26 protein-coding genes are annotated in these 24125 nt (G+C 67.1%); 21 read left to right on the top strand and 5 right to left on the bottom strand.

From position 1 onward, the window contains the following. Positions 1 to 160 precede the first annotated feature (160 nt). The 3 genes from GLR48_RS00385 (at position 161) to GLR48_RS00375 (ending at position 2379) form a co-directional block, all read left to right on the top strand. Positions 161 to 940, top strand: coding sequence for a transglutaminase-like domain-containing protein (locus tag GLR48_RS00385; protein ID WP_237057698.1), 780 nt, complete (start codon positions 161 to 163; stop codon positions 938 to 940). Between the two features lie 144 nt (positions 941 to 1084). Continuing rightward, complete coding sequence (locus GLR48_RS00380; RefSeq protein WP_237057696.1) at positions 1085 to 1546, top strand: methylated-DNA--[protein]-cysteine S-methyltransferase; 462 nt, start codon at positions 1085 to 1087, stop codon at positions 1544 to 1546. Continuing rightward, complete coding sequence (locus GLR48_RS00375; protein WP_237057694.1) at positions 1543 to 2379, top strand: DMT family transporter; 837 nt, start codon at positions 1543 to 1545, stop codon at positions 2377 to 2379. The genes GLR48_RS00380 and GLR48_RS00375 overlap by 4 nt, the downstream gene beginning before the upstream one ends. On the opposite strand, the gene GLR48_RS00370 is transcribed toward GLR48_RS00375, so the two are convergent. The 3 genes from GLR48_RS00370 to GLR48_RS00360 all read right to left on the bottom strand — a co-directional run bounded on the left by GLR48_RS00370 (position 2376) and on the right by GLR48_RS00360 (position 4887). Then, a complete protein-coding gene (locus tag GLR48_RS00370) occupies positions 2376 to 3071 on the bottom strand; it encodes a CDP-alcohol phosphatidyltransferase family protein (RefSeq protein ID WP_237057692.1) in 696 nt (231 codons plus the stop codon). The two genes, GLR48_RS00375 and GLR48_RS00370, sit on opposite strands and share 4 nt — an antisense overlap. Before the next feature lie 188 nt (positions 3072 to 3259). Next, positions 3260 to 4174: a tyrosine recombinase XerC gene (locus GLR48_RS00365; protein WP_237057690.1), complete on the bottom strand. Its 915-nt coding sequence runs from the start codon at positions 4172 to 4174 to the stop codon at positions 3260 to 3262. Beyond that, the gene (locus tag GLR48_RS00360) at positions 4171 to 4887 is read right to left on the bottom strand and encodes a DUF484 family protein (RefSeq protein WP_237057688.1); all 717 of its coding nucleotides are present in this window, start codon (positions 4885 to 4887) and stop codon (positions 4171 to 4173) included. Before GLR48_RS00360 ends, GLR48_RS00365 begins: the two co-directional genes overlap by 4 nt. 231 nt (positions 4888 to 5118) lie before the next feature. Between GLR48_RS00360 and GLR48_RS00355 the strand changes: the two genes are divergently transcribed. Then, a complete protein-coding gene (locus tag GLR48_RS00355) occupies positions 5119 to 7311 on the top strand; it encodes a primosomal protein N' (protein WP_237057686.1) in 2193 nt (730 codons plus the stop codon). 229 nt (positions 7312 to 7540) lie between these two features. Here GLR48_RS00355 and GLR48_RS00350 read toward each other — a convergent pair whose 3' ends face one another. Further along, positions 7541 to 8740: an MFS transporter gene (locus GLR48_RS00350; RefSeq protein ID WP_237057684.1), complete on the bottom strand. Its 1200-nt coding sequence runs from the start codon at positions 8738 to 8740 to the stop codon at positions 7541 to 7543. A 152-nt stretch (positions 8741 to 8892) separates the two neighbouring features. Here GLR48_RS00350 and msrA point away from each other — a divergent pair, with 152 nt between their 5' ends. The 3 genes from msrA to GLR48_RS00335 all read left to right on the top strand — a co-directional run bounded on the left by msrA (position 8893) and on the right by GLR48_RS00335 (position 10943). Continuing rightward, the gene (gene msrA / locus GLR48_RS00345) at positions 8893 to 9540 is read left to right on the top strand and encodes a peptide-methionine (S)-S-oxide reductase MsrA (RefSeq protein ID WP_237057682.1); all 648 of its coding nucleotides are present in this window, start codon (positions 8893 to 8895) and stop codon (positions 9538 to 9540) included. Positions 9541 to 9637: 97 nt separating this feature from the next. Further along, complete coding sequence (locus tag GLR48_RS00340) at positions 9638 to 10504, top strand: 50S ribosomal protein L11 methyltransferase (RefSeq protein WP_237057680.1); 867 nt, start codon at positions 9638 to 9640, stop codon at positions 10502 to 10504. A gap of 94 nt (positions 10505 to 10598) precedes the next feature. Further along, positions 10599 to 10943: a hypothetical protein gene (locus GLR48_RS00335; protein ID WP_237057678.1), complete on the top strand. Its 345-nt coding sequence runs from the start codon at positions 10599 to 10601 to the stop codon at positions 10941 to 10943. 108 nt (positions 10944 to 11051) lie between these two features. Here the strand turns inward: GLR48_RS00335 and GLR48_RS00330 are convergent, their stop codons facing one another. Beyond that, positions 11052 to 11264: a DUF1127 domain-containing protein gene (locus GLR48_RS00330; protein WP_237057676.1), complete on the bottom strand. Its 213-nt coding sequence runs from the start codon at positions 11262 to 11264 to the stop codon at positions 11052 to 11054. A 295-nt stretch (positions 11265 to 11559) separates the two neighbouring features. Between GLR48_RS00330 and ruvC the strand changes: the two genes are divergently transcribed. From ruvC to GLR48_RS00260, 14 genes are all read left to right on the top strand, one after another. Then, positions 11560 to 12078 (top strand): crossover junction endodeoxyribonuclease RuvC, encoded by a 519-nt coding sequence (gene ruvC / locus GLR48_RS00325; RefSeq protein WP_237064271.1) that lies wholly within the window; start codon positions 11560 to 11562, stop codon positions 12076 to 12078. After that, positions 12075 to 12725 carry a Holliday junction branch migration protein RuvA gene (ruvA, locus tag GLR48_RS00320; protein ID WP_237057674.1) on the top strand — a complete coding sequence of 217 codons (651 nt, stop codon included), beginning with the start codon at positions 12075 to 12077 and terminating at the stop codon, positions 12723 to 12725. Before ruvC ends, ruvA begins: the two co-directional genes overlap by 4 nt. A 9-nt stretch (positions 12726 to 12734) precedes the next feature. Beyond that, entirely contained in the window at positions 12735 to 13754 is a 1020-nt protein-coding gene (gene ruvB / locus GLR48_RS00315) for a Holliday junction branch migration DNA helicase RuvB (protein ID WP_237057672.1), read from the top strand. Positions 13755 to 13864: 110 nt separating this feature from the next. Then, complete coding sequence (locus GLR48_RS00310) at positions 13865 to 14494, top strand: hypothetical protein (RefSeq protein ID WP_442915732.1); 630 nt, start codon at positions 13865 to 13867, stop codon at positions 14492 to 14494. Continuing rightward, positions 14491 to 14880, top strand: coding sequence for a tol-pal system-associated acyl-CoA thioesterase (ybgC, locus tag GLR48_RS00305; RefSeq protein ID WP_237057670.1), 390 nt, complete (start codon positions 14491 to 14493; stop codon positions 14878 to 14880). Before GLR48_RS00310 ends, ybgC begins: the two co-directional genes overlap by 4 nt. 117 nt (positions 14881 to 14997) lie before the next feature. Beyond that, positions 14998 to 15672 carry a protein TolQ gene (gene tolQ / locus GLR48_RS00300; protein WP_237057668.1) on the top strand — a complete coding sequence of 225 codons (675 nt, stop codon included), beginning with the start codon at positions 14998 to 15000 and terminating at the stop codon, positions 15670 to 15672. Between the two features lie 3 nt (positions 15673 to 15675). Beyond that, positions 15676 to 16143, top strand: coding sequence for a protein TolR (gene tolR / locus GLR48_RS00295; protein WP_237057667.1), 468 nt, complete (start codon positions 15676 to 15678; stop codon positions 16141 to 16143). A gap of 3 nt (positions 16144 to 16146) precedes the next feature. After that, on the top strand, positions 16147 to 17277 hold the full coding sequence (locus GLR48_RS00290) for an energy transducer TonB (RefSeq protein WP_237057666.1): 1131 nt from the start codon (positions 16147 to 16149) through the stop codon (positions 17275 to 17277). Between the two features lie 105 nt (positions 17278 to 17382). Then, on the top strand, positions 17383 to 18711 hold the full coding sequence (tolB, locus tag GLR48_RS00285) for a Tol-Pal system beta propeller repeat protein TolB (protein WP_442915731.1): 1329 nt from the start codon (positions 17383 to 17385) through the stop codon (positions 18709 to 18711). A gap of 62 nt (positions 18712 to 18773) precedes the next feature. After that, positions 18774 to 19307 (top strand): peptidoglycan-associated lipoprotein Pal, encoded by a 534-nt coding sequence (pal, locus tag GLR48_RS00280; RefSeq protein ID WP_237057665.1) that lies wholly within the window; start codon positions 18774 to 18776, stop codon positions 19305 to 19307. After that, positions 19307 to 20134, top strand: coding sequence for a tol-pal system protein YbgF (ybgF, locus tag GLR48_RS00275; protein WP_237057664.1), 828 nt, complete (start codon positions 19307 to 19309; stop codon positions 20132 to 20134). The genes pal and ybgF overlap by 1 nt, the downstream gene beginning before the upstream one ends. Before the next feature lie 41 nt (positions 20135 to 20175). Next, positions 20176 to 21447 (top strand): tRNA lysidine(34) synthetase TilS, encoded by a 1272-nt coding sequence (tilS, locus tag GLR48_RS00270; protein ID WP_237057663.1) that lies wholly within the window; start codon positions 20176 to 20178, stop codon positions 21445 to 21447. A gap of 87 nt (positions 21448 to 21534) precedes the next feature. Then, a complete protein-coding gene (gene ftsH, locus GLR48_RS00265) occupies positions 21535 to 23448 on the top strand; it encodes an ATP-dependent zinc metalloprotease FtsH (protein ID WP_237057662.1) in 1914 nt (637 codons plus the stop codon). Positions 23449 to 23515: 67 nt separating this feature from the next. Continuing rightward, the gene (locus GLR48_RS00260; protein WP_237057660.1) at positions 23516 to 24097 is read left to right on the top strand and encodes an MOSC domain-containing protein; all 582 of its coding nucleotides are present in this window, start codon (positions 23516 to 23518) and stop codon (positions 24095 to 24097) included. Positions 24098 to 24125: the final 28 nt, after the last annotated feature.

Here is a 24125-nt window from a genome sequence, read left to right as displayed (position 1 = left end):
CTTTCAACACCCGGCCGCGGCAGACCCTCCCTTCAACCGGCGGGACATCGCCGTATCGCCATGGCGCGGGGGAACTCTTGGCCCTCTGCGGTGTTTGCGACCGTCCGCATGACGCGACGCAAAAGGGCGGCATGGACCGGCCCCGTTAAAGGATGACCCCATGATACTTCAGATCGGCGTGCAGCTGCACTACGCGGTGCAATCCGCCACGGACATCATCCTGCAGATCACCGTGCCCAGTTTTGCCGACCAGCGCGTGATCCACGAGGAAATCGTGATCAGCGACACGCTCCACCGCGCCACCGTCTCGGCCGAGGAAGGTCTGGGTGAGCGGACGCTGGTGCGGGTCGAGAAGGACTTCGAATGCAATTACACCGCCCGTGTCGCGGTCGACCGCCCGGCGCTGGACATCGCCCTGCTGCCTGCGGTTCCGCCGCACCAGCTGCCCAGCGATGCGATCCGCTACCTGATGCCCTCGCGCTATTGTCAATCGGACGAGCTGCAGAATTTCGTCGCCGCCGAATTCGGTGACAGCAGCGGCGGCGCGCGCATCGCCCAGATGCGCGACTGGATCTTCGAGCGGTTTCAATACGTTCCGGGGTCCAGCAATGCCCAGACCACGGCCCTCGATACCTTCGTGCAGCGTCAGGGCGTCTGCCGCGACTACGCCCATGTGATGATCGCACTCGCCCGCGCCTCGGCCATCCCCGCGCGCTTCGTCAGCGTCTACGCGCCCTACGTCACCCCGCAGGATTTCCATGCGGTGGCAGAGGTTTACCTCGACGGCACATGGCACCTCGTCGATGCGACGGGCATGGCCGCCGCCAACCAGATCGCCCGCATCGGCGTCGGTCTCGACGCGGCAGAGGTCTCTTTCTTCTCCAGCTTCGGCCCGGTCAGCCTGCAGACCCAGTCGGTGCAGGTCACGGTCGACCAGTAAGCCAGACACGATGGCGGGCCACGGCCTGCCATCGTGGATTGCCTGATGTCACGGCTTCGACATACAAGGGCCCGACACCGTGGCGGCCCTGCAGGGAAACATCCCGAAACAGGCTGCGCCACGGCACAGACCGGACCCCGCCAGATGCCCGCCGCGCCGCACAGCCTTTACGACAGCCCCCTTGGCCCGCTCGGTGCCGATGCGTCGGACGATGGCATCATCCGCCTGTGCTGGGGACCGGGCACGCTGACGTATGGCCCGCTGGCCGACCGGCTGGGGACGGAACTCGCCGCCTATTTCGCGGGTACGCTGACCCGGTTTACCGTGCCGCTCTGCATCACGGGCACGCCGTTCCAGCGCGCCTTCCTGACCGCACTGACAGACATCCCCTACGGCGAGACCCGCACCTATGGCGACCTTGCCGCCACGCTGGGCGTCAGCGCGCAGGCGATCGGTCAGGCCTGCGGGGCCAACCCGATCCCGATCGTGATTCCCTGTCACCGGGTGCTGGGCGCGCAGGGGCTTGGCGGGTTTTCCGGTCCCCGCGGGATCGAGGACAAGGTCGCCCTGCTGCGGCTGGAAGGGGCGGCGGGTCTGCTGATATGACATGGGCGGTCTTTCTTGCGGTGCTGGCGGCGGCAGTGCTGCACGCGGTCTGGAACGCGCTGATCCGCAGCGGGACGGACAAGCAGACCGCCATGCTGGTCCTGACGCTGGGCAATGCGCTGACCGGCCTCTGCGTCGTCGCCACGCGACCTTGGCCCGGGGCAGAGGTCTGGGTCTGGATTGCGGCCTCCGGCATGATCCACACGGCCTATCAACTCTTCCTTGCCTATGCCTACGAACAGGGCGACCTGTCCCGCGTCTATCCCCTGGCCCGAGGCGGCGCGCCGATGATCGTTCTCGCGGTCAGCCTGATCGCGGCCCTCGACCCCGTGACGGGGACCGAGGTGGCGGGCGTCCTGCTGCTGGGCGCGGGGCTGGCGGTCATGGCGCGGGGCGTCTTCACCAGCGGCGAAAGCCGCCGGATGCTGCCCTTCGCCGCAGGCTCTGCCTGTGCGACGGCCGCCTACACGCTGACCGACGGGATCGGGGCGCGGATCGGCGGCGATCCGGTGGGCTACACCGGCTGGCTGCTCATCGCGGCAGCGGTCTTCTACGTGCCGGTCATCCTCGGGCTGCGGGGCCGGGCGGTGGTGCCGCGCGCGGGCCGGGTCTGGGGCATCGGACTGGTGGCGGGGGCCTGCTCGTTCGCGGCCTACGGCATCGTCGTCTGGGCCATGACGCAGGCGCCCATCGCCCTTGTCGCCGCCCTGCGCGAGACGTCGATCCTGTTTGCCGTCCTGATCGGCTGGCGCTTCTTCAAAGAGGTCATGGGCCGCCAGAAGGCCATCGCCGCCCTGCTGATCGTGGCGGGTGTGGTGCTGACGCGGCTCTAGCCCTCGCGCCCGTAGACGACCTGCTGTGCGGCCCCCGCCAGCGTCAGGTAGACCGAGGTCACGATCAGACCGTAATGCGCCCATGAGCCTGTATCGAAATTCACCCAGGCCGCCCAGCCGGCGAAGACGACCCATCCCAGCGCCATCGGCAGGGTCACGGCCTGCCAGCGCTGCGTGCGGACCGGGTGGACGAATTTCACCGGCACGAACATGGTGACAGCCAGCACCGCAACCAGTCCCAGACAGACCCACCAGTCCGGCCGGATCGCGAACAGCACCAGCACCAGCATGTTCCAGCATCCCGGAAAGCCGGAAAAGCTGTAGTCCGTCGTCTTCATCCGGGTGTCGGCGAAATACATCGCTGAAGCATAGGTGATGATGATGATCGCGGCCCAGCCCGACCAGCCATCCATCAGGCCGGAGCCGTAGAGCGCGTAGGCCGGGATGAAGACATAGGTCAGGTAGTCGATGATCAGGTCGAGCAGCACGCCGTCGAATTCCGCGGCGTTGGTGCCCACATCGTAGCGCCGCGCCAGCGGGCCGTCGATCCCGTCCACGAAGAAGGCGACGACGAGCCACAGGAACATCAACGCCCATTCGTGATCCACCGCCGCCAGCATGGCCAGCATCGCAAAGACGGCCCCCGTGGCGGTCAGCAGGTGAACGGCGAGAGCCTTCTGGGAGATCGTCATCGGGGCGCTTTCGGCTGGGGTTCCGCGCAGGTTACGGGCGGTCGCACGGGTTGTGAAGGCTGGAGCCTCCGGCGGGAGTATTTTTCGAAAAAGCGAGGAAGACGCGGCGACCTGTGGGCGGAGGCCCCGGCAATCATTCGGACAGGGTCCCGACTGTGCGCTGGGGGGCCTTTTGCGACGGAAGGGGGTTACGCGCGCGGGTGGGCCGCGTCGTAGACCTCCATCAGGCGGGCGGCGTCGACGGAGGTATAGGCCTGCGTCGTGGACAGGCTGGCGTGGCCCAGCAGTTCCTGAATGCTGCGCAGATCGCCGCCGGCGGTCAGCAGGTGCGTGGCAAAGCTGTGGCGCATGGCGTGCGGTGTGGCGGTGGCGGGCAGGCCGAGTTGCAGGCGCGACATCTCCATCACCTTCTGGATGGCGCGCGGATTCAGGGCGCCGCCGCGCACGCCGCGGAACAGCGGGCCGCCGTCGGTCAGATCGTGCGGGCACACTGCGACATAGGCCGCGACGGCGGCGCGGGCGGCGGGGATGACGGGAACCATGCGGTCCTTGCCGCCCTTGCCGGTGATCCGCAGGGTCGCGGGCAGGGGGCTTTGCCGGGTGGTGAGCGAGAGCGCCTCGGAAATCCGCAGCCCGCAGCCGTAGAGCACCGTGACGACAGCAGTGTCGCGGGCGGCGACCCAGGGCTCGCTCGCCTGACATTCGACGCGGTCGATCATCGCGCGGGCGGCGGGTTCTTCCAGCGGGCGGGGAAGCTTTTTCGTGAACTTCGGGCTGCGGATCGTCAGCACGGCGGTCGGCTCGAACCCTTCGCGGTCCGACAGCCAGCGGTAGAACGTCTTGACGGCCGAGAGGCTGCGGGCCAGCGACCGCGCGCCCACGCCGCGGCCGCGTTCGTGGGCCATCCAGGCGCGCATGTCGCCCGTCGTGATACGCGCGAGCGGGCCGAGGCCCACCGCGTCGCCGTGGTGGACCTGCATGAACGCCATGAAGCCCATGACATCGGCGCGGTAGGCGGTGATCGTGTTGTCGGCCGCGTCGTTCAGCGCGGCGCAGTGATCCAGCCAGCCGTTCAGCGCATCGGTCAGCTGGGGCGCGATCATGTGCCCGCCGTCAGCCAGCGGCGCATGCTACGCTCGAACACGCCGCCGAAGAAGGTCAGCAGGTCGGTGCCCTGCTGCGGGGTGAACAGATGCGGATCCTCTGATCCCATGACCAGCATGCCGGGCAGGCGGCCGGTGCCGAGGTCGAGCTTCAGGCAGGCCTCGGAGCGGACGTAGTCGGATTTCTCGCCGTAGACTTCGGCGCCGTGGTTCTGGACCTGGCGCAGGGTGACGGCGCGCACGGGGATGTCGCGGTCGCGGCTGATGTAGCTGTCGCAGAAGCCGGGGCGCCCGACGCTGAGGACTTCGCCCAGCTGGCGGATCGCGGGATCGTCGCCGTCGGACTCACTTTCCAGCACGAGGCGCATCACGTCAACGCGCAGGGTGTCGGCTACCTCGCCGGCGAGGTCGCGCAGGAAAGTCTCGAACCGGGTCGCGTCCATCAGGCGCAGCACGGCGCGGTGGACCTGGTTGGTGCCAGCGAGGTTTTCGTAGGCGGCGGCGATGACGCTGCGGTGGGTGTCTTCCAGCCGATCGAGGCGGGATTCCAGACGCTCCATCGCGATGCCGCGCAGATCGACGATATTGCCGCCCATGGCGCTGTCGTTGGCGCCGACGAGGGCGCGCATGATGTCCTGATCCTCCAGCAGAAGTTCAGGGTCCGCAATGATGCGGTCGCGGACGGAGGTATCCATCAGGGGTGTGCTGCTCATGTGCCTGCTCTTGTTTGTTTTGTGAAAGGCTAGCAGGTCTATTGCCTGATTTCGCCCTGAAAGTGTCGGTGTCGTGCAAGGGGTCGTGTCTGTTGCTGCTGTGGCCCAGTTGTTAACGGCGCTGGCGCGGGCCGGGCTTGGGTTGAAAAACTTCGGCTGTCGCGGCGCCCTACGGGTTGGCGTTCGGATGCGGGGAGTCTACCTGAGGGGTGAAACCCTGAAAAGGCCGATATGGCGCAATCGCATTTCACTGAAGGCGAACTGGTCGGTGTCCTGACGACGCAACCGCTGGGGCGCGTGCTGGATTACAAGGCGCCCGAAGGCGGCTGCTTTACCGGTGCCTTTGTCGAGGTGCCTTTGGGGCCGCGGCGGATCCTTGGCGTGGTCTGGGGGCCGGGGGCGGGCGATTTCGACTATGCCAAGGTCCGGCCGGTCCTGCGTGTGCTGGACGTGGCGCCCATGCGCGACGATATGCGCACGTTCCTGAGCCGCGCGGCTGACTATACCCTGACACCGCTTGACGCGATGCTGCGGCTGGCGACGCGGTCGCCGGGGATGGGTGACGCGCCGGGCACGCGAAAGGTCTATCGTCTGGGCGCGTCGGAACCGGACCGGATGACGGACGCGCGCCGGGCCGTGCTGGAGGTGTTGCGGGACTACGGCGGGCTGTCGTTCACGCTGAAGGAACTGGCCGAGATGGCGGGGGTCGGCACCTCGGTCGTCAAGGGGATGGTCAAGCTGGGGGCGGTATCCGAGGAGGACGCGCCGCGCGACACCGCCTATCCGAAGCTGGACCCGGGTCACGGCGGTAAAGAACTGACACCCGATCAGGCGGCGGGGGCTGCGGTGCTGGCCACGGCGGTGGCGTCCGGTGTTTACGGCACGACGCTGCTGAAGGGTGTGACCGGATCCGGCAAGACTGAGGTCTATCTGGAGGCGGTTGCCGCCTGCCTGCGGGCCGGGCGGCAGGCGCTGGTGCTGCTGCCGGAGATCGCGCTGACGGGCGAATTCCTCGACCGGGTCGAGGCGCGGTTCGGGCAACGCCCCGCCGAGTGGCATTCCGGCGTGACCCAGACGGAACGGCGGCGCTGTTGGCGGATGGTGGGGCAGGGGGATGCGGACCTTGTCGTGGGGGCGCGGTCGGCGCTGTTTCTGCCCTACCGCGATCTGGGGCTGATCGTCGTCGATGAGGAGCACGACACGTCCTACAAGCAGGAGGACGGGGTGTTGTATAACGCCCGCGACATGGCGGTGCTGCGGGCGGCGGGCTGTGGCGCGCAAGTGGTGCTGGCCAGTGCAACGCCGAGCCTTGAGAGCTGGGCCAATGTGGAGGCGGGCAAGTATCGCAGGCTGGAACTGACGTCCCGGTTCGGGGCGGCGGTGATGCCGAAGATGAGCGCTATCGACATGCGGGCCGAGGATTTGCCGGGCGGGCGCTGGGTGTCGCCGACCCTGCGCGCGGCGATGCGCGACCGACTGGAGAAGGGGGAGCAGAGCCTCGTGTTCCTGAACCGGCGCGGGTATGCGCCGGTGACCCTGTGCCGGGCCTGCGGGCACCAGATCGGCTGCGACGACTGCGACGCGCGCATGGTGGAGCACCGGTTCCTGAAGCGGCTGATGTGCCACCAATGCGGTGCCACGAAGCCGATGCCCACGGTCTGTCCCCATTGTCAGGTCGAGGGTAAGTTGAGCGCCGTCGGCCCGGGCGTCGAGCGGATGGGCGAAGAGGTGCAGGCGCTGTTCCCAGAGGCGCGGGTGGCGGTGCTGAGCTCGGACCTTTATGGCTCTGCCCGCGCGATGAAGGCGCATATCGCAGAGATTGCGGCGGGCGGTACGGACATCATCATCGGCACGCAGCTGGTGGCGAAGGGGCACAACTTTCCCAAGCTGACGCTGGTGGGCGTGATCGATGCGGACCTTGGATTGCAGGGATCGGACCTGCGCGCGGCGGAGCGGACGTTTCAGCTGATGCGGCAGGTGGCGGGACGTGCGGGCCGGGCGGAGGCGCCCGGCGAGGCGCTGTTGCAGACCTATCAGCCGGAACATGCGGTGATCCGGTCGATCGTGGCCGGCGACGAGGAGGCGTTCTGGGCCGCCGAGGCCGCCGAGCGCCGCGCGGCAGGCGTGCCGCCTTACGGTCGCATGGCGGGGATCGTGCTGTCGTCCACGAATGTGCAGGAGGTCTTTGATCTGGGCACGGCGATGGCGCGGCAGGACGGACCGTTGCGGCGGATCGGGGCGCAGGTGTTCGGCCCGGCACCCGCACCCATCGCGCGGATCCGGGGGCGGCACCGGGTACGGTTGCTGGTGAAGGCCGAGAAGAGCGCGCCGTTGCAGGCCGCACTGGCGGAATGGGCGGCGCAGTTCAGGCTGCGGGGTGATCTACGGATGGCGATCGATATCGATCCGCAAAGCTTTTACTGACGGGCGAAATACATTTCAAACATCAAATGTTTCGCATGCGATACATATTATGTCATTTTGAACGGTTTTTTAACGGGTGCGGGCTGAGGATGAGGGCAGGACGCAACGGCAGATGAGGTCCTGTGACAGCAGTGAAAATGCAGCAGGACGGTGAGACGACGCTGTTCGGGCTAGCGCCCGAAGGCGCCCCGCCTACCGTCCCCTGCGGCCTCGGTCAGTTTGGGCGGGGTCAGGAGGTGCGGGGTTCCTCGATCTTGGGCAGGAACCAGATGAGCAGGCCCGCGAGCGGCAGGAAGGCGCAGATGCGGTAGACCGACTGCACGCCGTAGCTTTCGGCCAGCACGCCGAGGATCGCGGCGGCGACACCGCCGAGGCCGAAGTTCAGCCCGTAGAAGAGGCCGCCGATCAGGCCGATGCGATCGGGCAGCAAGTCCATCGCGTAGATCAGGATCGCGGCGAAGGCGCTGGCCATGATCAGGTTGATCATCACCGTCAGCACGCCGGTCCAGAAGAGGTCGGCGTAGGGCAGGATGAGGGTGAGCGGCAGCGGGCCGAGGACCGAGAACCAGATGATCCGGCGGCGTCCGATCCGGTCGCCGACGATGCCGCCGATCAGCACACCGACGGCGGCGGCGAGCAGGAAGACGAAGAGCATCATCTGGCTGGCGGGGATCGAGAGGCCGAAGCGGTCGATCAGGTAGAAGGTGTAGAAGGAGCGGAAGCTTTCGCCGTAGGTGTTCTTGGTGAACATCAGGAAGGTGAGCACGACCAGGCTGATCGCGATGGTGCGGGTGCCGTGGCTGGGTGTGGCATGGGTTGCGCCCTGGCTGGCGCGGCGGGCGGCGAAGGCGGCGCTGATGCTGCGCTGCTGGCTGCCGATCCAGGCCAGAAGCAGCATCGCCAGCAGGGCGAAGACGGCGAAGGCCGCAAGGCTGGGCTGGCCCCAGGGCACGATGATCAGGGCCGCGGCGACGGGACCGAGCGCGCCGCCGGCCTGTCCACCGACCTGGAAGATGCCCTGGGCGAGGCCCTGGCGGGAGCCTGCGGCGTAGCGGGCCATGCGCGTCGCCTCGGGGTGGAAGATGGACGACCCGACGCCGATCAGCGCCACGGAGGCGAGGATCATTGCGTAGCTTTGCGCGAAGGCGAGGCAGACGAGGCCCGAGAGGGTGAACATCATGCCCGCGACGGGCGAATAGGGGGCGGGGCGCTTGTCGGTGATCAGGCCGACGACCGGTTGCAGCAGGGCCCCCGCGATCTGGAACGTCAGGGTGATCATGCCGATCTGCACGAAGTCGAGGGCGTAGCTTTCCTTGAGGATCGGGTAAGCTGCAGGGATCAGGGATTGCATCATGTCGTTCAGCAAGTGCGACACACCCAGCATCACGAGAACGGTGAGGTGGGTGCCGGTACGCGACGTGATCGTCATGGAACTGTCCTGCGGATGGGTGGGCGTCGTGCCACAGTTGGTCACACCCGCGTGACGGTCGCAAGGGGACCTGCGACAAAGGCGTGTTGCGGCGTGGCATTGCGGTGAAGAACGCCTATATTGTGCCTGCACCCCGAACAGGAGATTTTCACATGTTCTTCATGTCCCGCGCCGAATCAGAGATGGTCACCCCCGAGAATGCCCTGAAGGGCCGCGATCAGGCGATCCCGACCGAAAAGATGCACTTTGTCCTCGATACGCCGATCCACGATGTTCCCGCAGGGCACGCGGTCGCGATCTTCGGGATGGGCTGTTTCTGGGGCGTCGAGCGGATGTTCTGGAAGCTGGACGGTGTCACGACGACCGCCGTCGGCTATGCCGGGGGCTATACGCCGAACCCCACCTATGAAGAGGTCTGCAGCGGCAAGACCGGCCATAACGAGGTCGTGCGCGTCGTCTATGATCCTGCGAAGATCGGCTATGACGACCTGCTGCAGGTTTTCTGGGAAGGTCACGATCCGACCCAGGGCATGCGGCAGGGCAACGATGCGGGCACGCAGTACCGGTCCGGCATCTATGCTACCACGGCCGACCAGTTGGCGGCGGCAGAGGCCAGCAAGCAGACGTTCCAGCCGCGCCTGACGGCGGCCGGTTATGGTGCCATCACGAGCGAGATCAAGGATGCGCCTGCGTTCTACTTTGCCGAAGGCTATCACCAGCAGTATCTGGCGAAGAACCCCAACGGCTATTGCGGGATCGGTGGCACCGGCGTCACCTGCCCGATCGGCGTGAACGCCTGACCCATGACAAGGCCCCGGCGGGACACGCCGGGGCCTTTCGCATTTGACGCCTTGCCCGCTTGCGCCTAACTGGCGCCAAGGACAGGAGACAGGCGCCATGACAACCTATACCGCATTGACGACGACGATGGGACGCGAGGTGGCCGAAGGGCTGGCCGCCGCACTTGAGGCGTTGCAGCCGGAGCCCACGGGCATCGGCGTCTTCGAGGTCGAGGACGGGTCCGGCCTGTTCGAGGTGGCCGCCTATTTCACCGACCCGCCGGACCGGGCGGGGCTGGCGGTGCTGGCGATGGTGCATGGGGTCAAGGACTTCAACGTCTCTGACGTGCCGGACGAGGATTGGGTCGCCAAGGTACGGCGCGATCTGCCGCCCGTCGATGCGGGGCGCTTTTTTGTCTATGGCAGCCACGATGCGGACAAGGTGCCGGCTGGGCGCGTGCCGTTGCTGATCGAGGCCGCGATGGCCTTTGGCACCGGGCATCACGGCACGACGCTGGGCTGTCTGCTGGCCTTCGACCGCATGGTCGAGGCAGGGTTCGTGCCGCAAAACGTCATCGATGTAGGCTGCGGGACAGCGGTGCTGGCGATGGCGGCTGCGCATGTCAGTCCGAACGTCGTGCTGGCGTCGGACATCGACCCCACGGCGGTCGAGGTCGCGACGGTCAACGTGGCGGCGAACGGGCTGGAGGGCCGGGTGCGCTGCGTCGTGGCGGCGGGCTTTGACGCTGGGGAACTTGCGGCGGCGGCGCCTTTCGATCTGGTCTTTGCCAATATCCTGAAAGGGCCGCTGATCGCGCTGGCGGACGACATGGCGCGGGCCACGCAAACGGGTGGCACAGCGATTCTGTCGGGGATTCTGAACGAACAGGCGGACGCGGTGTCAGAGGTTTATGCACGCGCCGGGTTCAATGAGGTGCGTCGCGACAGCATTGTTGACTGGACGACGCTAACCCTGACCAAATAAGGCGAAAATCGGTACCGAATTGCGGCGTGCCTTGAAATTGCCACAATTCGACGACAGTTTTAGTCCCGAGAGGTGGGGGCCTCTGGAGACTGTCATGGCACTTGAGCACAAGCCTTTTGAACTTCGCATTGGACGGATCATGCGGCACCGGCGCAAGCTGGCCGGCGGCTACGATCTGATTTTGAACGGAGACAACCTGATCGTGCCGTGTCCGCACGCCGCGACGCTGGCATTTCCGTGGCGTGGCCTCTGCCTTGCGCTGGTGGTGGGTCTGGGGTTCAAGGCCCTGCTGATGGCGACATTCGATGCGCCGACCTACACCGAGAAGCTGACCATGCTGGCCGAAGGACGCCCGCTGGAGCGGGCCGGTGCCTGGGTCATGCAGCCGGATCCGGCCTCGATCGCCGTGGCGCGGGTGATCCGGCTGGTGCAGGGTTAAGGTCCGCGCGCGGTCGCGGGGATCGCGCTGGCGCAGGACTGGACATGGAAATGCCGCGCCGGAGTGATCCGGGCGCGGCATTTGTCTGTGTCGGTCGCAGGGCTGGCCTTAGCGGCGCAGGCCACCCGAGGCGACGTCGTTGATGTCGCCGTAGGACAGGCCGATGTCGTCGAGTTCACGGGCGGACAGCTGGGACAGTGACTTGCGCGTGATGCGCGCGTCGTTCCAGGCCCCCAGACGGGAGACGAGGGCGGTAAAGAGGCCGGACGTCATGCCGCCGGTCAGGGCGGGGTTCATGCGGGTCGAGTTAAGCGATGCCATGGAATGGCTCCTGAAAAATATATTTGCCGCGATCCGCGGCGATTGCGGTGATGACTGCCACCTAGCCACCCGACCGCGCGACCACTACCCCCGATAAATGCACACCTCTTATGCGTTTTTAGAATGCCATGAAAAAAGGCATTTGGCGCGATTTGTGGGCGTCGGAACCGGCGTGCCGCATGTCGCGAACCGGCGTCAATTGTGGCGATACGGTGGCGCAGGCCACGGGGCGCTTGGTTTGCGTTCGCGTTTTGTGCTAACGCTGGCGCAATCACAAGAAAAGAACGAGGGCGAGATGCGGGTGTTGGGGATCGATCCGGGGTTGCGGAACATGGGGTGGGGCGTCGTGGATGTGCAGGGCAGCCGGATTGCCCATGTCGCGAACGGCATCTGCCACGGGCTGGGCGACAATCTGGCCGAGCGGTTGCTGGTCCTGTATCAGGGCCTGAGCGCCGTGATGATCGCGCACCAGCCGGACCGGGCGGCGGTAGAGCAGACCTTTGTCAACAAGGACGCTGTCGGTACGCTGAAGCTGGGGCAGGCGCGGGGGATCGCCCTGCTGGTCGTCGCACAGGCGGGGATCGAGGTCGGCGAATACGCCCCCAACGCGGTCAAGAAGGCGGTGGTCGGTGTCGGCCACGCGGCCAAGGCGCAGATCGACCACATGGTGCGGCTGCAACTGCCCGGCGTCGTGCTGGCGGGGCCGGATGCGGCGGATGCGCTGGCGATTGCCATCTGCCATGCGCACCATCTGCAATCGGCGGGGCATCTGAACAAGGCGCTGGCGAAGGCCGCGGCAAAGGTCGCGTCGTGATCGGGCGGATTGCGGGGCGGCTGGACTACCGGGCCGCCGATCATGTGCTGATCGACGTGCGGGGCGTGGGGTATCTGGTCTATATCAGCGACCGGACCATGGCGGCCCTGCCGGGGAATGGCGAGGCGGTGGCCCTGTATACCGATCTGCTGGTGCGCGAGGATAACCTGCAATTGTTCGGCTTCACCTCTCTGGTGGAAAAGGAATGGCACCGGTTGCTGATGGGCGTGCAGGGGATCGGGGCGAAGGCCTCTCTGGCGATTTTGGGCGCCCTGGGGCCGGAGGGGGTGTCGAAGGCGATCGCACTTGGCGACTGGCATGCGCTGGCCAAGGCCAAGGGTGTCGGGCCGAAGATCGCGCAGCGCGCGGCGATCGAGCTGAAGAACAAGGCGCCGAGCGTGATGGCGATGGGCGGCGGCGAGGTCGACGCCGACGACGTGGTGATCGAGGAGGACGCGCCGGTGGCAAAGCCGCGTCGCGCTGCGGTCAAACCCAACCCGGCGCAGGGCGAGGCGTTGTCGGCGCTGGTGAACCTCGGCTATGCGCCATCGGACGCGGCGGCGGCGGTGGCCGAGGCGATGACGCCGGGGGCGGCGACGGGCGAGGTCATCCGGGCCGCCTTGAAGCTGCTGGCGCCAAAGGGGTAAGGCTGGGGCATGTCAGATATCGACCCCACATTGCGGCCCGAACCGCTGCCCGAGGATGGCGACCGCGCCCTGCGCCCGCAGACGCTGGAGGCCTTCATCGGGCAGGCCGAGGCGCGGGCGAACCTGCGCGTCTTCATCGAGAGCGCGAAGATGCGCAAGGACGCGATGGATCACGTGCTGTTTCACGGCCCCCCCGGTTTGGGCAAGACGACGCTGGCGCAGATCATGGCGCGCGAGTTGGGGGTCGGGTTCCGCATGACCTCTGGCCCGGTGCTGGCGCGGGCGGGGGATCTGGCCGCGATCCTGACCAATCTGGAACCCAACGACGTGCTGTTCATCGACGAAATCCACCGTCTGAACCCGGCGGTGGAGGAGGTGCTGTATCCCGCGCTGGAGGATTTCGCGCTGGATCTGGTGATCGGCGAGGGGCCTGCGGCGCGCACCGTGCGGATCGAATTGCAGCCGTTCACGCTGGTCGGTGCGACGACGCGGATGGGGCTGCTGACCACGCCGCTGCGCGACCGCTTCGGCATCCCGGTGCGGCTGGAGTTCTATTCGGAAAGTGAGTTGCACGAGATCGTCACCCGCGGCGCGCGCCTGATGGGCGCGCCTGCGACCGTTGACGGCGCCGCCGAGATCGCGCGCCGGGCGCGTGGGACGCCGCGCATCGCCGGGCGTCTGCTGCGCCGGGTCGTGGATTTCGCGCTTGTCGAGGGCGACGGGACCGTGGACCGCGCGATTGCGGACCGGGCGCTGACCCGGATGGGGGTCGATGATCTGGGGCTGGACAACGCCGACCGGCGCTATCTGCGGCTGATCGCCGAGAGCTATGGCGGCGGGCCGGTGGGGGTCGAGACATTGAGTGCTGCGCTGAGCGAGAGCCGGGATTCGCTGGAGGATGTGATCGAGCCTTATCTGTTGCAGAAGGGATTGATCCAGAGGACGCCGCGCGGGCGGATGCTGGCGCGGGACGCCTGGCGGCATCTGGGGCTGGATGCGCCACGGCGCGAGAGTGATCTGTTTGACTGAGGCTGGAGCCTTTGGCGGGTGTTCATGCGGCCAAATGAAGGGCGATGGCGCCTTTGCGTGATGGTCGACCCTCCGGGGGTAGTATTTTGGAAAAAGCGAGGACGGGCGCGGTGACGATCGGGGCGGAAGAGGTGGCGGCGAAGTTCACGCGGGGGGACGGGTCGTACCTGTGTGCGCGCTGGGGGCGGCCGATCGTGCCGGTGGTCTTTGGCGTGGACGATGCGACGCTGGCGGTCTTCAAGGGCGCGATCGAGGCGGTCGTGGCGCTGGCCGGGCACAGGATGGCCGAGACGGACTGGGAGCTGGGCGCGAACCTGATGGTGTTCTTCTGCCGGGACTGGGCGGAGCTTGTGGAGGTGCCGCATCTGGACCGGCTGGTGCCGGACTTGGGGCCTTTGGTCGAACGCTTGCAGGGGGCGGAGGCCAATCAGTACCGCATCTTCCGGTTCGACGAAGGCGGCGCGATCAAGGCCTGTTTCGTGTTTCTGCGGATGGATGCGCATCTGGCGGCGGTGAGTGCCGATACGCTGGCGTTGTCACAGGCGGTGCAGACGATCGTGTTGTGGTCGGACCGGGCGTTCATGGACGCCTCGCCCCTGGCGCTGCTGGGCGGGGCGGCGGTGATCCGGCCCGAGGTCGCGGGGATCGTGCGGGCGGTCTATGACCCGGTGCTGCCCGGCGTGGCGCGGGACGCGAGCCATGCGCTGCGGGTGGCGGCGCGGGTGGGGCGGATGCAATGAGCCATGAAACTTTGGTGCGTGTCTATTACGAGGACACCGACATGGGCGGGATCGTCTATTACGCCAATTATCTGAAGTATATCGAGCGGGGCCGGTCGGAGCTGGTCGAGGCGCTGGGGATGAACCAGATCGAGATGCGCGATGTCGCGGGCATCGTCTTTGTCGTCACGCGCGTCGTGGCGGATTATCTGGCCCCCGCGCGGCTGGACGACCGGTTGGTGGTGCATACGGCGCACCGGGCGCAGAGCGCGGTGCGCTGGGTCTTTGACCAGGAGGTGCGGCGCGGGGCGCAGGTGCTGTTCCGGGCCGAGGTCACGGCGGTCTGCATGACGCTGGACGGGCGCCCCGTGCGGCTACCGGCGGCGCTGCGGGGGGGGCCGCTCTAGCGGGTGACCGCCGGCTTGGCGAAATCGTGTGCGGAATGACGTTGGCGTTTGGTGCGGCATGGGCTAGAATCATGCCCAATCAGATCGCGCAAGCGGCCAAACGTCAGAGCAGGCACCATGGAAACAGTCACCGACATCACGATGTGGTCGATGTTCGCCAACGCGACCATCCTCGTGAAACTCGTCATGTTCATGCTGATCGGCGCCAGCATCTGGTGCTGGTCGATCATCGTCGACAAGACGATCCAGTATCGCAAGGCCCGCGCTGCGGCCGAGCAGTTCGATCATGCCTTCTGGAGCGGCGAGCCGCTGGATCAGCTGTTCGATCAGGTGGGCGCGGCCCCGCGGGGGGCGGCCGAGGTGATTTTTGCCGCGGGCATGACCGAATGGCGCCGCAGCCACCGGCAGGACGGTGATCTGATCGCGGGCGCGCAGGCGCGGATCGACCGCAGCATGGACGTGGCCATCGCCAAGGAGGCCGCCAAGCTGCAGAAGGGTCTGGCCGTGCTGGCGACGACCGGGTCCGTGGCGCCCTACGTCGGTCTGTTCGGCACTGTCTTCGGCATCATGAACGCCTTCATCGAGATCGCGCAGGCGCAGAACACTAACCTTGCCGTCGTCGCACCGGGCATTGCCGAGGCGCTGCTGGCGACGGGTCTGGGCCTGATGGCGGCCATTCCGGCGGTCATCTTCTATAACAAGCTGAGCGCGGATGCGGACCGGATCGTCGCGGGCTACGAGGCCTTTGCCGACGAATTCAGCACCATCCTGTCGCGCCAGCTGGACGCCTGAGCCATGGCCGAGGCGGGCAACAGGCGGGGGCGGCGGCGGGGCCGGGCGCAGCCCATGGCGGAAATCAACATCACGCCCTTCGTGGACGTCATGCTGGTGCTGCTGATCATCTTCATGGTCGCGGCCCCCTTGATGACTGTGGGCGTGCCGGTGGACCTGCCCAAGACGGCGGCGAGCGCGCTGCCATCGGACGAGGAAGAGCCGCTGACCGTGACGATCAAGGCCGACGGGAGCCTCGCGATCCAGACGACCGACACGCCGGAGGCCGATCTGATCACGCGCCTGCAGGCCATCGCGGCAGAGCGGACCAGCGACCGGATCTTCTTGCGCGCGGACGGGACCAACGCCTGGAACCGCGTGGCAGAGGTCATGGGCGCGCTGAATGCGGCGGGCTTTTCCAACATCGGCCTTGTGACGGATATCGGGGGGTCGACTTTGACGGGGTCTGGCCTGTCGGGGTCGGGCAACTAGGGCATGCAACGGACGACGGGCACATATGTCTCGGCGGCAGGACATCTGGCGCTGCTGGTCTGGCTGATCGCAGGCTGGGGGTTCAACGCGGAGCCGCTGCCGTTCGAGGTCAGCGAGGTGTCCGTCGTCAGTTCCGATGAATATGCGGCCATCGTGGCGGCCACGACGCCCGACCCGACAGAGGCACCACCCGAAGCCCCCGCGGCACCCGCCGCCGAAGCCGCGCCAGAGGTGCCGGTGCAGGAGGAGGCCGCGGCGCCGCCGCCGCCGCCTGACGTGGTGCAGCCGCCCACGCCTGATCTGCCGCCGCCGCCCGCACCAGAGCCGCCGGACCCGGTACCTGTGATCAGCGACGCGCCCGCCAGTCCCGGTCCCCCGGCCGAAGAGGTCGTGGCGGCCCCCAACCTGACCGAAAGCCCGCGTCCGGTGCCGCGGCCCGCGCAGCGGATCACGCCGGACCCGGTGGCCCCGCCGCCGCCCGATGCGGCACCTGCGGATGTGGCACAGGAGCAGGCCAGCCCCGATGCGGCCCCGGATGCGCCCGTGGTCGAGCAGGCGCAGGAACAGACCGCCCCCGAAGAGGCCGCGACCGAGATCGTGACCGAGGCCGAAACGCCGCAGGGCCGTCTGACGGAAATTCCGCGCCCCAAGACGCGGCCCAACCGTCCGACGCCTACCCCGGCACCGGAAGTCGAGACCGAGACCGCCGAGGCGCCGACGCCGCAGGTCGATGACGCCGCCGTGCAGGCGGCGCTGGAGGCCGCTGCGGCGGCGGCCGCCCCGCCCGCGCAGGCGGCGAACGTGCCGCAAGGGCCGCCCCTGACCGGGTCGGAACGCGAAGGCTTTCGCGTGGCGGTGAACCGGTGCTGGAACGTCGACCCCGGATCGCAGGCGGCGCGGGTGACGATGACGGTGGGCTTTTCGCTGGGACAGGACGGCAAGGTGAACAGCGACGTGCGGCAGGTGGCGGCCAGTGGCGGCGACGATGCGGCGACGCGGATCGCCTATGACGCGGCGCGGCGCGCGATCCTGCGGTGTCAGGGCACCGGCGGTTATGACCTGCCGGCGGACAAATACAGCGAGTGGCAGGATGTGGAGATCACATTCGACCCTTCTGGCATGCGGTTGCGGTAGAGCGGCGAAAGATCGCCGGTCGGGCGTAGCAAGACGGATGCGCACTTGATAGTGTGTCAACAACAGGCAAACGGGCGCAAAGCCCTGCGAGTGAGGACGAGAGTGATGAAGAACCGGTTCATGATTGCTGCAGTGGCCGCCGTGCTGGCGCTGGGCACGACCGCGCCAGTGCTGGCGCAAAGCGGGCCGCTGCGGCTGACGATCACCGATGGCGTGATCGAGCCGCTGCCCTTTGCGGTGCCGACATTCACCGCAGAGACCGCTGGCGCCGAGCAGCTGGCGAGCGATATCAGCCGGCTGGTGGCGCAGGATCTGGGCGGGACGGGCCTGTTCCGGGAAATCCCGTCAAGCGCCTACATCAGCCAGATGGGGGCATTCGGCTCTCCTGTCGCCTATCCTGACTGGCGGGCGATCAACGCGCAGGCGCTGATCGGCGGCGCCGTGGCGGTGAACGGCGACCAGCTGACGGTGAAGTTCCGCCTGTATGACGTGTTCACCGGGGCAGAGCTGGGCGAGGGGCTGCAATTCGCCGGCACGACGCAGGGCTGGCGGCGCATGGCGCACAAGGTGGCCGATGCAGCCTATAGCCGGATCACCGGCGAGGGCGGCTATTTCGACAGCCGCGTCGTCTACGTGGCCGAGCAGGGGCCGAAGGACAACCGCCAGAAGCGTCTGGCGATCATGGATTTCGACGGCGCGAACACGCAGTTCCTGACCGACAGCAGCGCCATCGTGCTGGCGCCACGGTTCTCGCCCTCGGGCGACCGGGTGCTTTATACCTCTTACGAATCGGGCTTTCCGCGGATCAACCTGCTGGACGTCGGCTCTGTCACCAAGCGGCAGGTTGCAACGGCAGAGGGCGAGATGGCGTTTTCCCCCCGCTTTTCCAAGGACGGCGCGCGGGTGGTCTATTCGATCGCCAACGGCGGCAACACGGACCTTTACATCTCTGACCTGAACAGCGGCGGATCGACCCGGCTGACCAATGCGCCCAGCATCGAAACGGCGCCCAGCTTCAGCCCCGACGGCAGCCAGATCGTGTTTGAATCCGACCGGTCCGGCGGCAGCCAGATCTACATCATGTCCGCCGGTGGCGGAGAGCCGCGGCGCGTGTCCTTTGGCGAGGGGCGTTACGGCACCCCCGTCTGGTCGCCGCGCGGCGACCTGATCGCGTTCACCAACCAGAACGGCGGGCAGTTCCATATCGGCGTCATGCGCACGGACGGGTCGGAGGAGCGTCTTCTGACGACATCGTTCCTTGACGAGGGCCCGACCTGGTCGCCCAATGGCCGCGTGCTGATGTTCACCCGCGAAACGCAGGGGGCGGGCGGCACTTCGGCAATGTATTCGGTCGATATTTCCGGCCGGAACCTGAAGGAAGTGCCCGTTCAGGGCGGCGCGTCGGACCCGTCGTGGGGCCCGTTGCAGCCGTGATTAACATGGCCGCAGGGCCGTGCTAGAGTGACACAAAGAGCAGTTCATAGGGACGATTTGACATGAAGATGACGACCAAGGCGATGCTGGTGCTGCTGGCGCTGTCGACCGCCGCTTGCACGCGGCCTGACCGGTTCGGCGGTGCGAACGGGGCTGACGGGATGGCGAACGGCGGCGCGCCGCTGGGCAATGCGATGCCGGCGGGCAATGGCGGCGCGTCCGACCCGCGCAGTGCGGCCTATTTCCAGCAGACCGTGGGCGACCGCGTGCTGTTCGTCGTGGACAGCAGCAGCCTGACACCGCAGGGGCAGGCCACGCTGGACGGTCAGGCGAACTGGTTGCAGACCAACAGCGACTATCTGGCGATCATCGAAGGTCACGCGGACGAGCAGGGCACGCGGGAATACAACCTCGCCCTTGGCGCGCGCCGGGCCAATGCGGTGCGTGAATATCTGGCCAGCAAGGGTATCGCGTCGTCGCGTCTGCGCACGATCAGCTACGGCAAGGAACGCCCGATCGAGGTCTGCTCGAACGAGGAATGCTACGCCAAGAACCGCCGCGCGGTCACGGTCATCTCGGTCGGATCGCTAAGCTGATGCGGGCCGTCGCACTGAAATTAGCGGTGGGCGCACTGATTTTCAGTGCGACGACCGCGATGGCGCAGGACAAGGCGGCCACGCTGGCGGATATCCGGCAGCAACTGGGCACGCTTTACAATGATGTGCAGGGCCTGCGGGCGGAACTGTCGACGACCGGCGCGCTGACCACCGGTGCAGTGGGGAACACCCCGCTGGACCGGCTGAACGCGATCGAAAGCGAGCTGACCCGCCTGACCGGCAAGACGGAAGAGCTGGAGTTCCGCATCAACCGGATCACCACGGACGGCACCAACCGGATCGGTGATCTGGAATTCCGGCTGTGCGAAATCGAGGAGGGCTGCGATATCGGCGCCCTTGGCGATACGCCGTCGCTGGGCGGTGTCGATTCGGCGGCGCAGGTGCCGACGGCGGCCCCCGCCCCGGCGCAACAACCGCAACTCGCCGTCGGCGAAAGTCAGGACTACCAGCGGGCGCAGGAGGCGCTCGCATCCGGTGACTTTCGCAGCGCCGCGGATCTCCTTGCGGCCTTTGGCACGACCTACCCGGGTTCAACGCTGACCGAAGACGCGGCGCTGGCGCGCGGCAAGGCGCTCGAAGGCTTGGGCGACACGCCCAATGCCGCCCGCGCCTATCTGGAGGCGTTTTCCGGCAATCCCGAAGGCACGGCGGCGCCAGAGGCGCTGTTCCGGCTGGGCAAGGCGCTGGGCGACGTGGGCCAGAATCAGGATGCTTGCGTGACGCTGAACGAAGTGGCGGTGCGGTTCCCGACCTCGCCCTTCGTGGCCGATGCCGCCAACGCGCGCGTCGCGCTGTCGTGTCCCTAGGGATCGATCTGCCCCAGCGGTTCGCGGACCGGATGGGGCAGATGCTTGGCCCCGACTTTCCCAGAGATATCGCCGTTGCCGTTTCCGGTGGCGGTGACAGCATGGCGATGCTGCATCTGGCCGCTGCTTGGGCGCGCGTCTATGGCGTGCGGCTGTGGGTCGTTACGGTGGATCATGGGTTGCGCACCGAGAGTGCCGCCGAGGCGACGATGGTGGCCGATGCGTGTGCCGCACTGGGCCTGCCGCACAGCACCCTGCGCTGGACCGGCTGGGACGGGCAGGGCAACCTGCAGGACACGGCCCGGCGTGCGCGGCGCGACCTGATCGGGGGGTGGCGGGGCGTTTGCGGCCATGTCCTGATGGCCCACACCCGCGACGATCAGGCGGAAACGCTGCTGATGCGGCTGGCGCGGGGGTCCGGCGTGGACGGGCTGGCGGCGATGGCCGTGCGCACCACGGTCCGGGCGGCTGCGGCGCCGGTGACCTGCCCGGACGGCCCGCCATCGCCCGCCACGCCGTCGGCGGCGTTCGAGATCCTGCGCCCGCTGCTGGACACCGACCGAGCCGCGCTTCGCCATTATCTCAAGACTTTGCATATCCCTTACGTCGACGATCCGTCGAACGACGACGACGCCTATGCCCGCGTCCGGATGCGCCGCCTGATCGGGGCAGAGGGGCTGGATGTCGCCACGCTGGCCGATACGGCGCGACAGATGGGCCGCGCGCAGGTGGCGCTGGACCGGCGCGCCCATGACGTCGCTGTGCAGGTCATGCGCGACGATGCGACGGCGCCGGGGGCTGTCGTGCTGGACCGCGACGGCTTTGCCTGGGTCGAGGCGGAAACGCAGTTGCGCATTCTGGCGGCGGCCTTGCAGATGGTCGCAACTGCGACCTATCGCCCCCGTCTGGATGCGCTGGAGGATGCGCTGGCGCGGCTGATCGGCGGTGGGACGACGACGCTGCACGGCGGAATCGTGGTGCCGCGCGGCGATCGCGTCTGGATCGCGCGGGAGCCTGCACGGGTGGCGGGGCGGATCGCCGTGGGCGAAAGCCAGCCCCTGTGGGACGGCCGGTGGCGGGTTTTCGGACCCAACATCAAAGGGTTGAGCGTGGGCGCGCTGGGCGAGGCGGGGCTGGCGCAGATCGCCGCAAAGCCCGCGCCGCGCGCGCCGCGTCTGGTACTGGCGGGCCTGCCGGGGGTCTGGGACGGCGACCGTCTGGTCGCCTGTCAGCCGCTGCGGTTCGGACCCCGATACGTGCTGGAACACCATCCCCCGGGAGGAGAGTTGCCGAACCGGCTGCTTGCGCATTGAAGATCGCGCGGGAATGTCTATTTTGCATGACAATAAACGGTCTGTTAGTAGACGGCCGGTAATTTCCGATGTCAAAGGAGCCTTCCATTGGGCAACGCGCGTAACATCGTCTTTTGGGTCGTCCTGTTCCTGCTGGTTCTGACGCTGTTCAATCTGTTCAGTGGCGGCACCAATGCGGGGATGAGCAATTCCAAAAGTTATTCCGAATTCGTGAGTGCCGTTGAAAGCGACTCGGTCAGCAGCGTCACGCTGGATGGCGAGCAGGTTCGCTATCGCGGCACCGACGGTCGCGACTATGTCGCGATCAAGCCGGCGGATGCGGAAGTCACCAACCTGCTGATCGCGCGCGACATTCCCGTCACCGCGAAAAGCCAGGAACAATCGCCGCTGTCGAGCTTTCTGATCGGCCTGCTGCCCTTCGTGCTGCTGATCGGTGTCTGGGTGTTCTTCATGAACCGGATGCAGGGCGGCGGCAAAGGCGGTGCGATGGGCTTTGGCAAGTCCAAGGCAAAGCTTTTGACCGAAAAGCACGGTCGTGTGACCTTTGACGAGGTCGCGGGCATCGACGAGGCGAAGGACGAGCTGGAAGAGATCGTCGAATTCCTGCGCAACCCGCAGAAGTTCAGCCGGCTGGGTGGCAAGATCCCCAAGGGTGCGCTGCTGGTTGGCCCTCCGGGCACCGGTAAGACGCTGCTGGCCCGCGCCATTGCGGGCGAGGCGGGTGTGCCGTTCTTCACGATCTCGGGTTCCGACTTTGTCGAGATGTTCGTGGGTGTCGGTGCCAGCCGGGTGCGCGACATGTTCGAGCAGGCGAAGAAGAACGCGCCCTGCATCGTCTTCATCGACGAAATCGACGCCGTGGGCCGGTCCCGTGGTGCCGGTTACGGTGGCGGCAACGACGAGCGCGAGCAGACGTTGAACCAGCTCTTGGTCGAGATGGACGGTTTCGAAGCGAACGAGGGCATCATCATCATCGCGGCCACCAACCGGCCCGACGTGCTGGACCCCGCGCTGCTGCGCCCCGGTCGTTTCGACCGGCAGGTCACGGTGCCGAATCCCGACATCAAGGGCCGCGAGAAGATCCTTGGCGTCCATGCGCGCAAGGTGCCGCTGGGTCCCGATGTGGACCTGCGCATCATCGCGCGCGGAACACCTGGTTTCTCCGGTGCTGACCTTGCGAACCTCGTGAACGAAAGCGCGCTGATGGCGGCCCGCGTGGGACGCCGGTTCGTGACGATGATCGACTTCGAATCGGCCAAAGACAAGGTCATGATGGGCGCGGAGCGTCGCAGCATGGTGATGACCGAAGACGAGAAGAAGCTGACTGCCTACCATGAAGCCGGTCACGCCGTCGTCGGCCTGAACGTGCCGCAGCACGACCCGATCCACAAGGCGACGATCATTCCGCGCGGCCGTGCGCTGGGTCTGGTGTTGAGCTTGCCGGAGCGGGACCAGTTGTCGGTGAGCTACACGAAGTATACCTCCAAGATCGCCATGGCGATGGGCGGCCGTGTGGCCGAGGAGCTGGTGTTCGGCAAGGATCAGGTGACCTCGGGTGCATCGTCTGACATCCAGCAGGTGTCGAAGATCGCCCGTGCGATGGTCACGCAGTTCGGCTATGCCGAAGAGCTGGGTTTCGTGGATTACGCCAACGAGCAGAACTCCTATCTGGGGAACTACGGTGGCGGCACGAACCATTCGGCGGATACCCAGAAGATCATCGACGACAAGGTGAAATCGCTGGTGCAGGAAGGCTATGACACCGCGATGCGCATCCTGACCGAGAAGCGCGACGATCTGGAGCGCCTGGCGCAGGGCCTGCTGGAATACGAGACGCTGACCGGCAACGAGATCACGCGCGTCATCGCCGGCGAGGCGCTGAAGCGGGGCGAGGATCTGGACGACACGCCGCCGTCTGGCGGGAACGCGATCCCCTCAGTGCCCAAGACGCGCAAGCAGCCGAAGGCGGACGGCGGGATGGAGCCGGAACCGACCGCCTGATCCGGGTTGATTAATCAAGGGCCCCGTGCTGCAAAGCACGGGGCCTTTTGCATTTGGGAGTGATGTCATGCCGGCGCTGGAAAAGACGGAGTATCTGGGGCGCGTGACATGGCTGGGTCGCGTGCCGCACCGGGATGCGCCCGAGATCGCAGGCGAGCCGCTGGCTGCGATGGCGCTGGGGTTCGACGGCATGACCGGCGAGGTGCATGCGGGTCTGACGCGGGCGTCCTGCAGCCGTGTGACGACGCAGTATCCCAAGGGGACCGAGATCCGGAACGTGCGGCAGGTCAGCATCGTGAGCGCGGAGGAGCTTGCGGTGATCGCCGACAAGCTGGGGCTGGAGGCGGTCGATCCGGCGTGGCTTGGTGCGTCTGTCGTGGTGAGCGGGATCGGTGATTTCACCCATCTGCCGCCGTCGTCGCGGCTGCAGGGGCCGGACGGTGTGACGCTTTGCGTCGACATGCTGAACCAGCCTTGCACTTTGGTGGCCAGAACGATCGAGGCGGCGCGACCGGGACACGGCAAGGCCTTCAAGGCGGCGGCCGCCGGGCGGCGCGGTGTCACCGCCTGGGTCGAGCGCCCGGGCACGCTGCGGCTGGGCGATACGCTGGTGTTGCATGTACCCGGACAGCGGGTCTGGCGTCCCTGACGGGGACGGTCGACGACGCTGTTCGGGC

Source organism: Loktanella sp. M215, assembly GCF_021735925.1.
Classification (GTDB): domain Bacteria; phylum Pseudomonadota; class Alphaproteobacteria; order Rhodobacterales; family Rhodobacteraceae; genus Loktanella.
The sequence above is the reverse complement of the archived record's forward strand: the minus strand, read 5'-3'. Positions and strand labels throughout refer to the sequence as shown.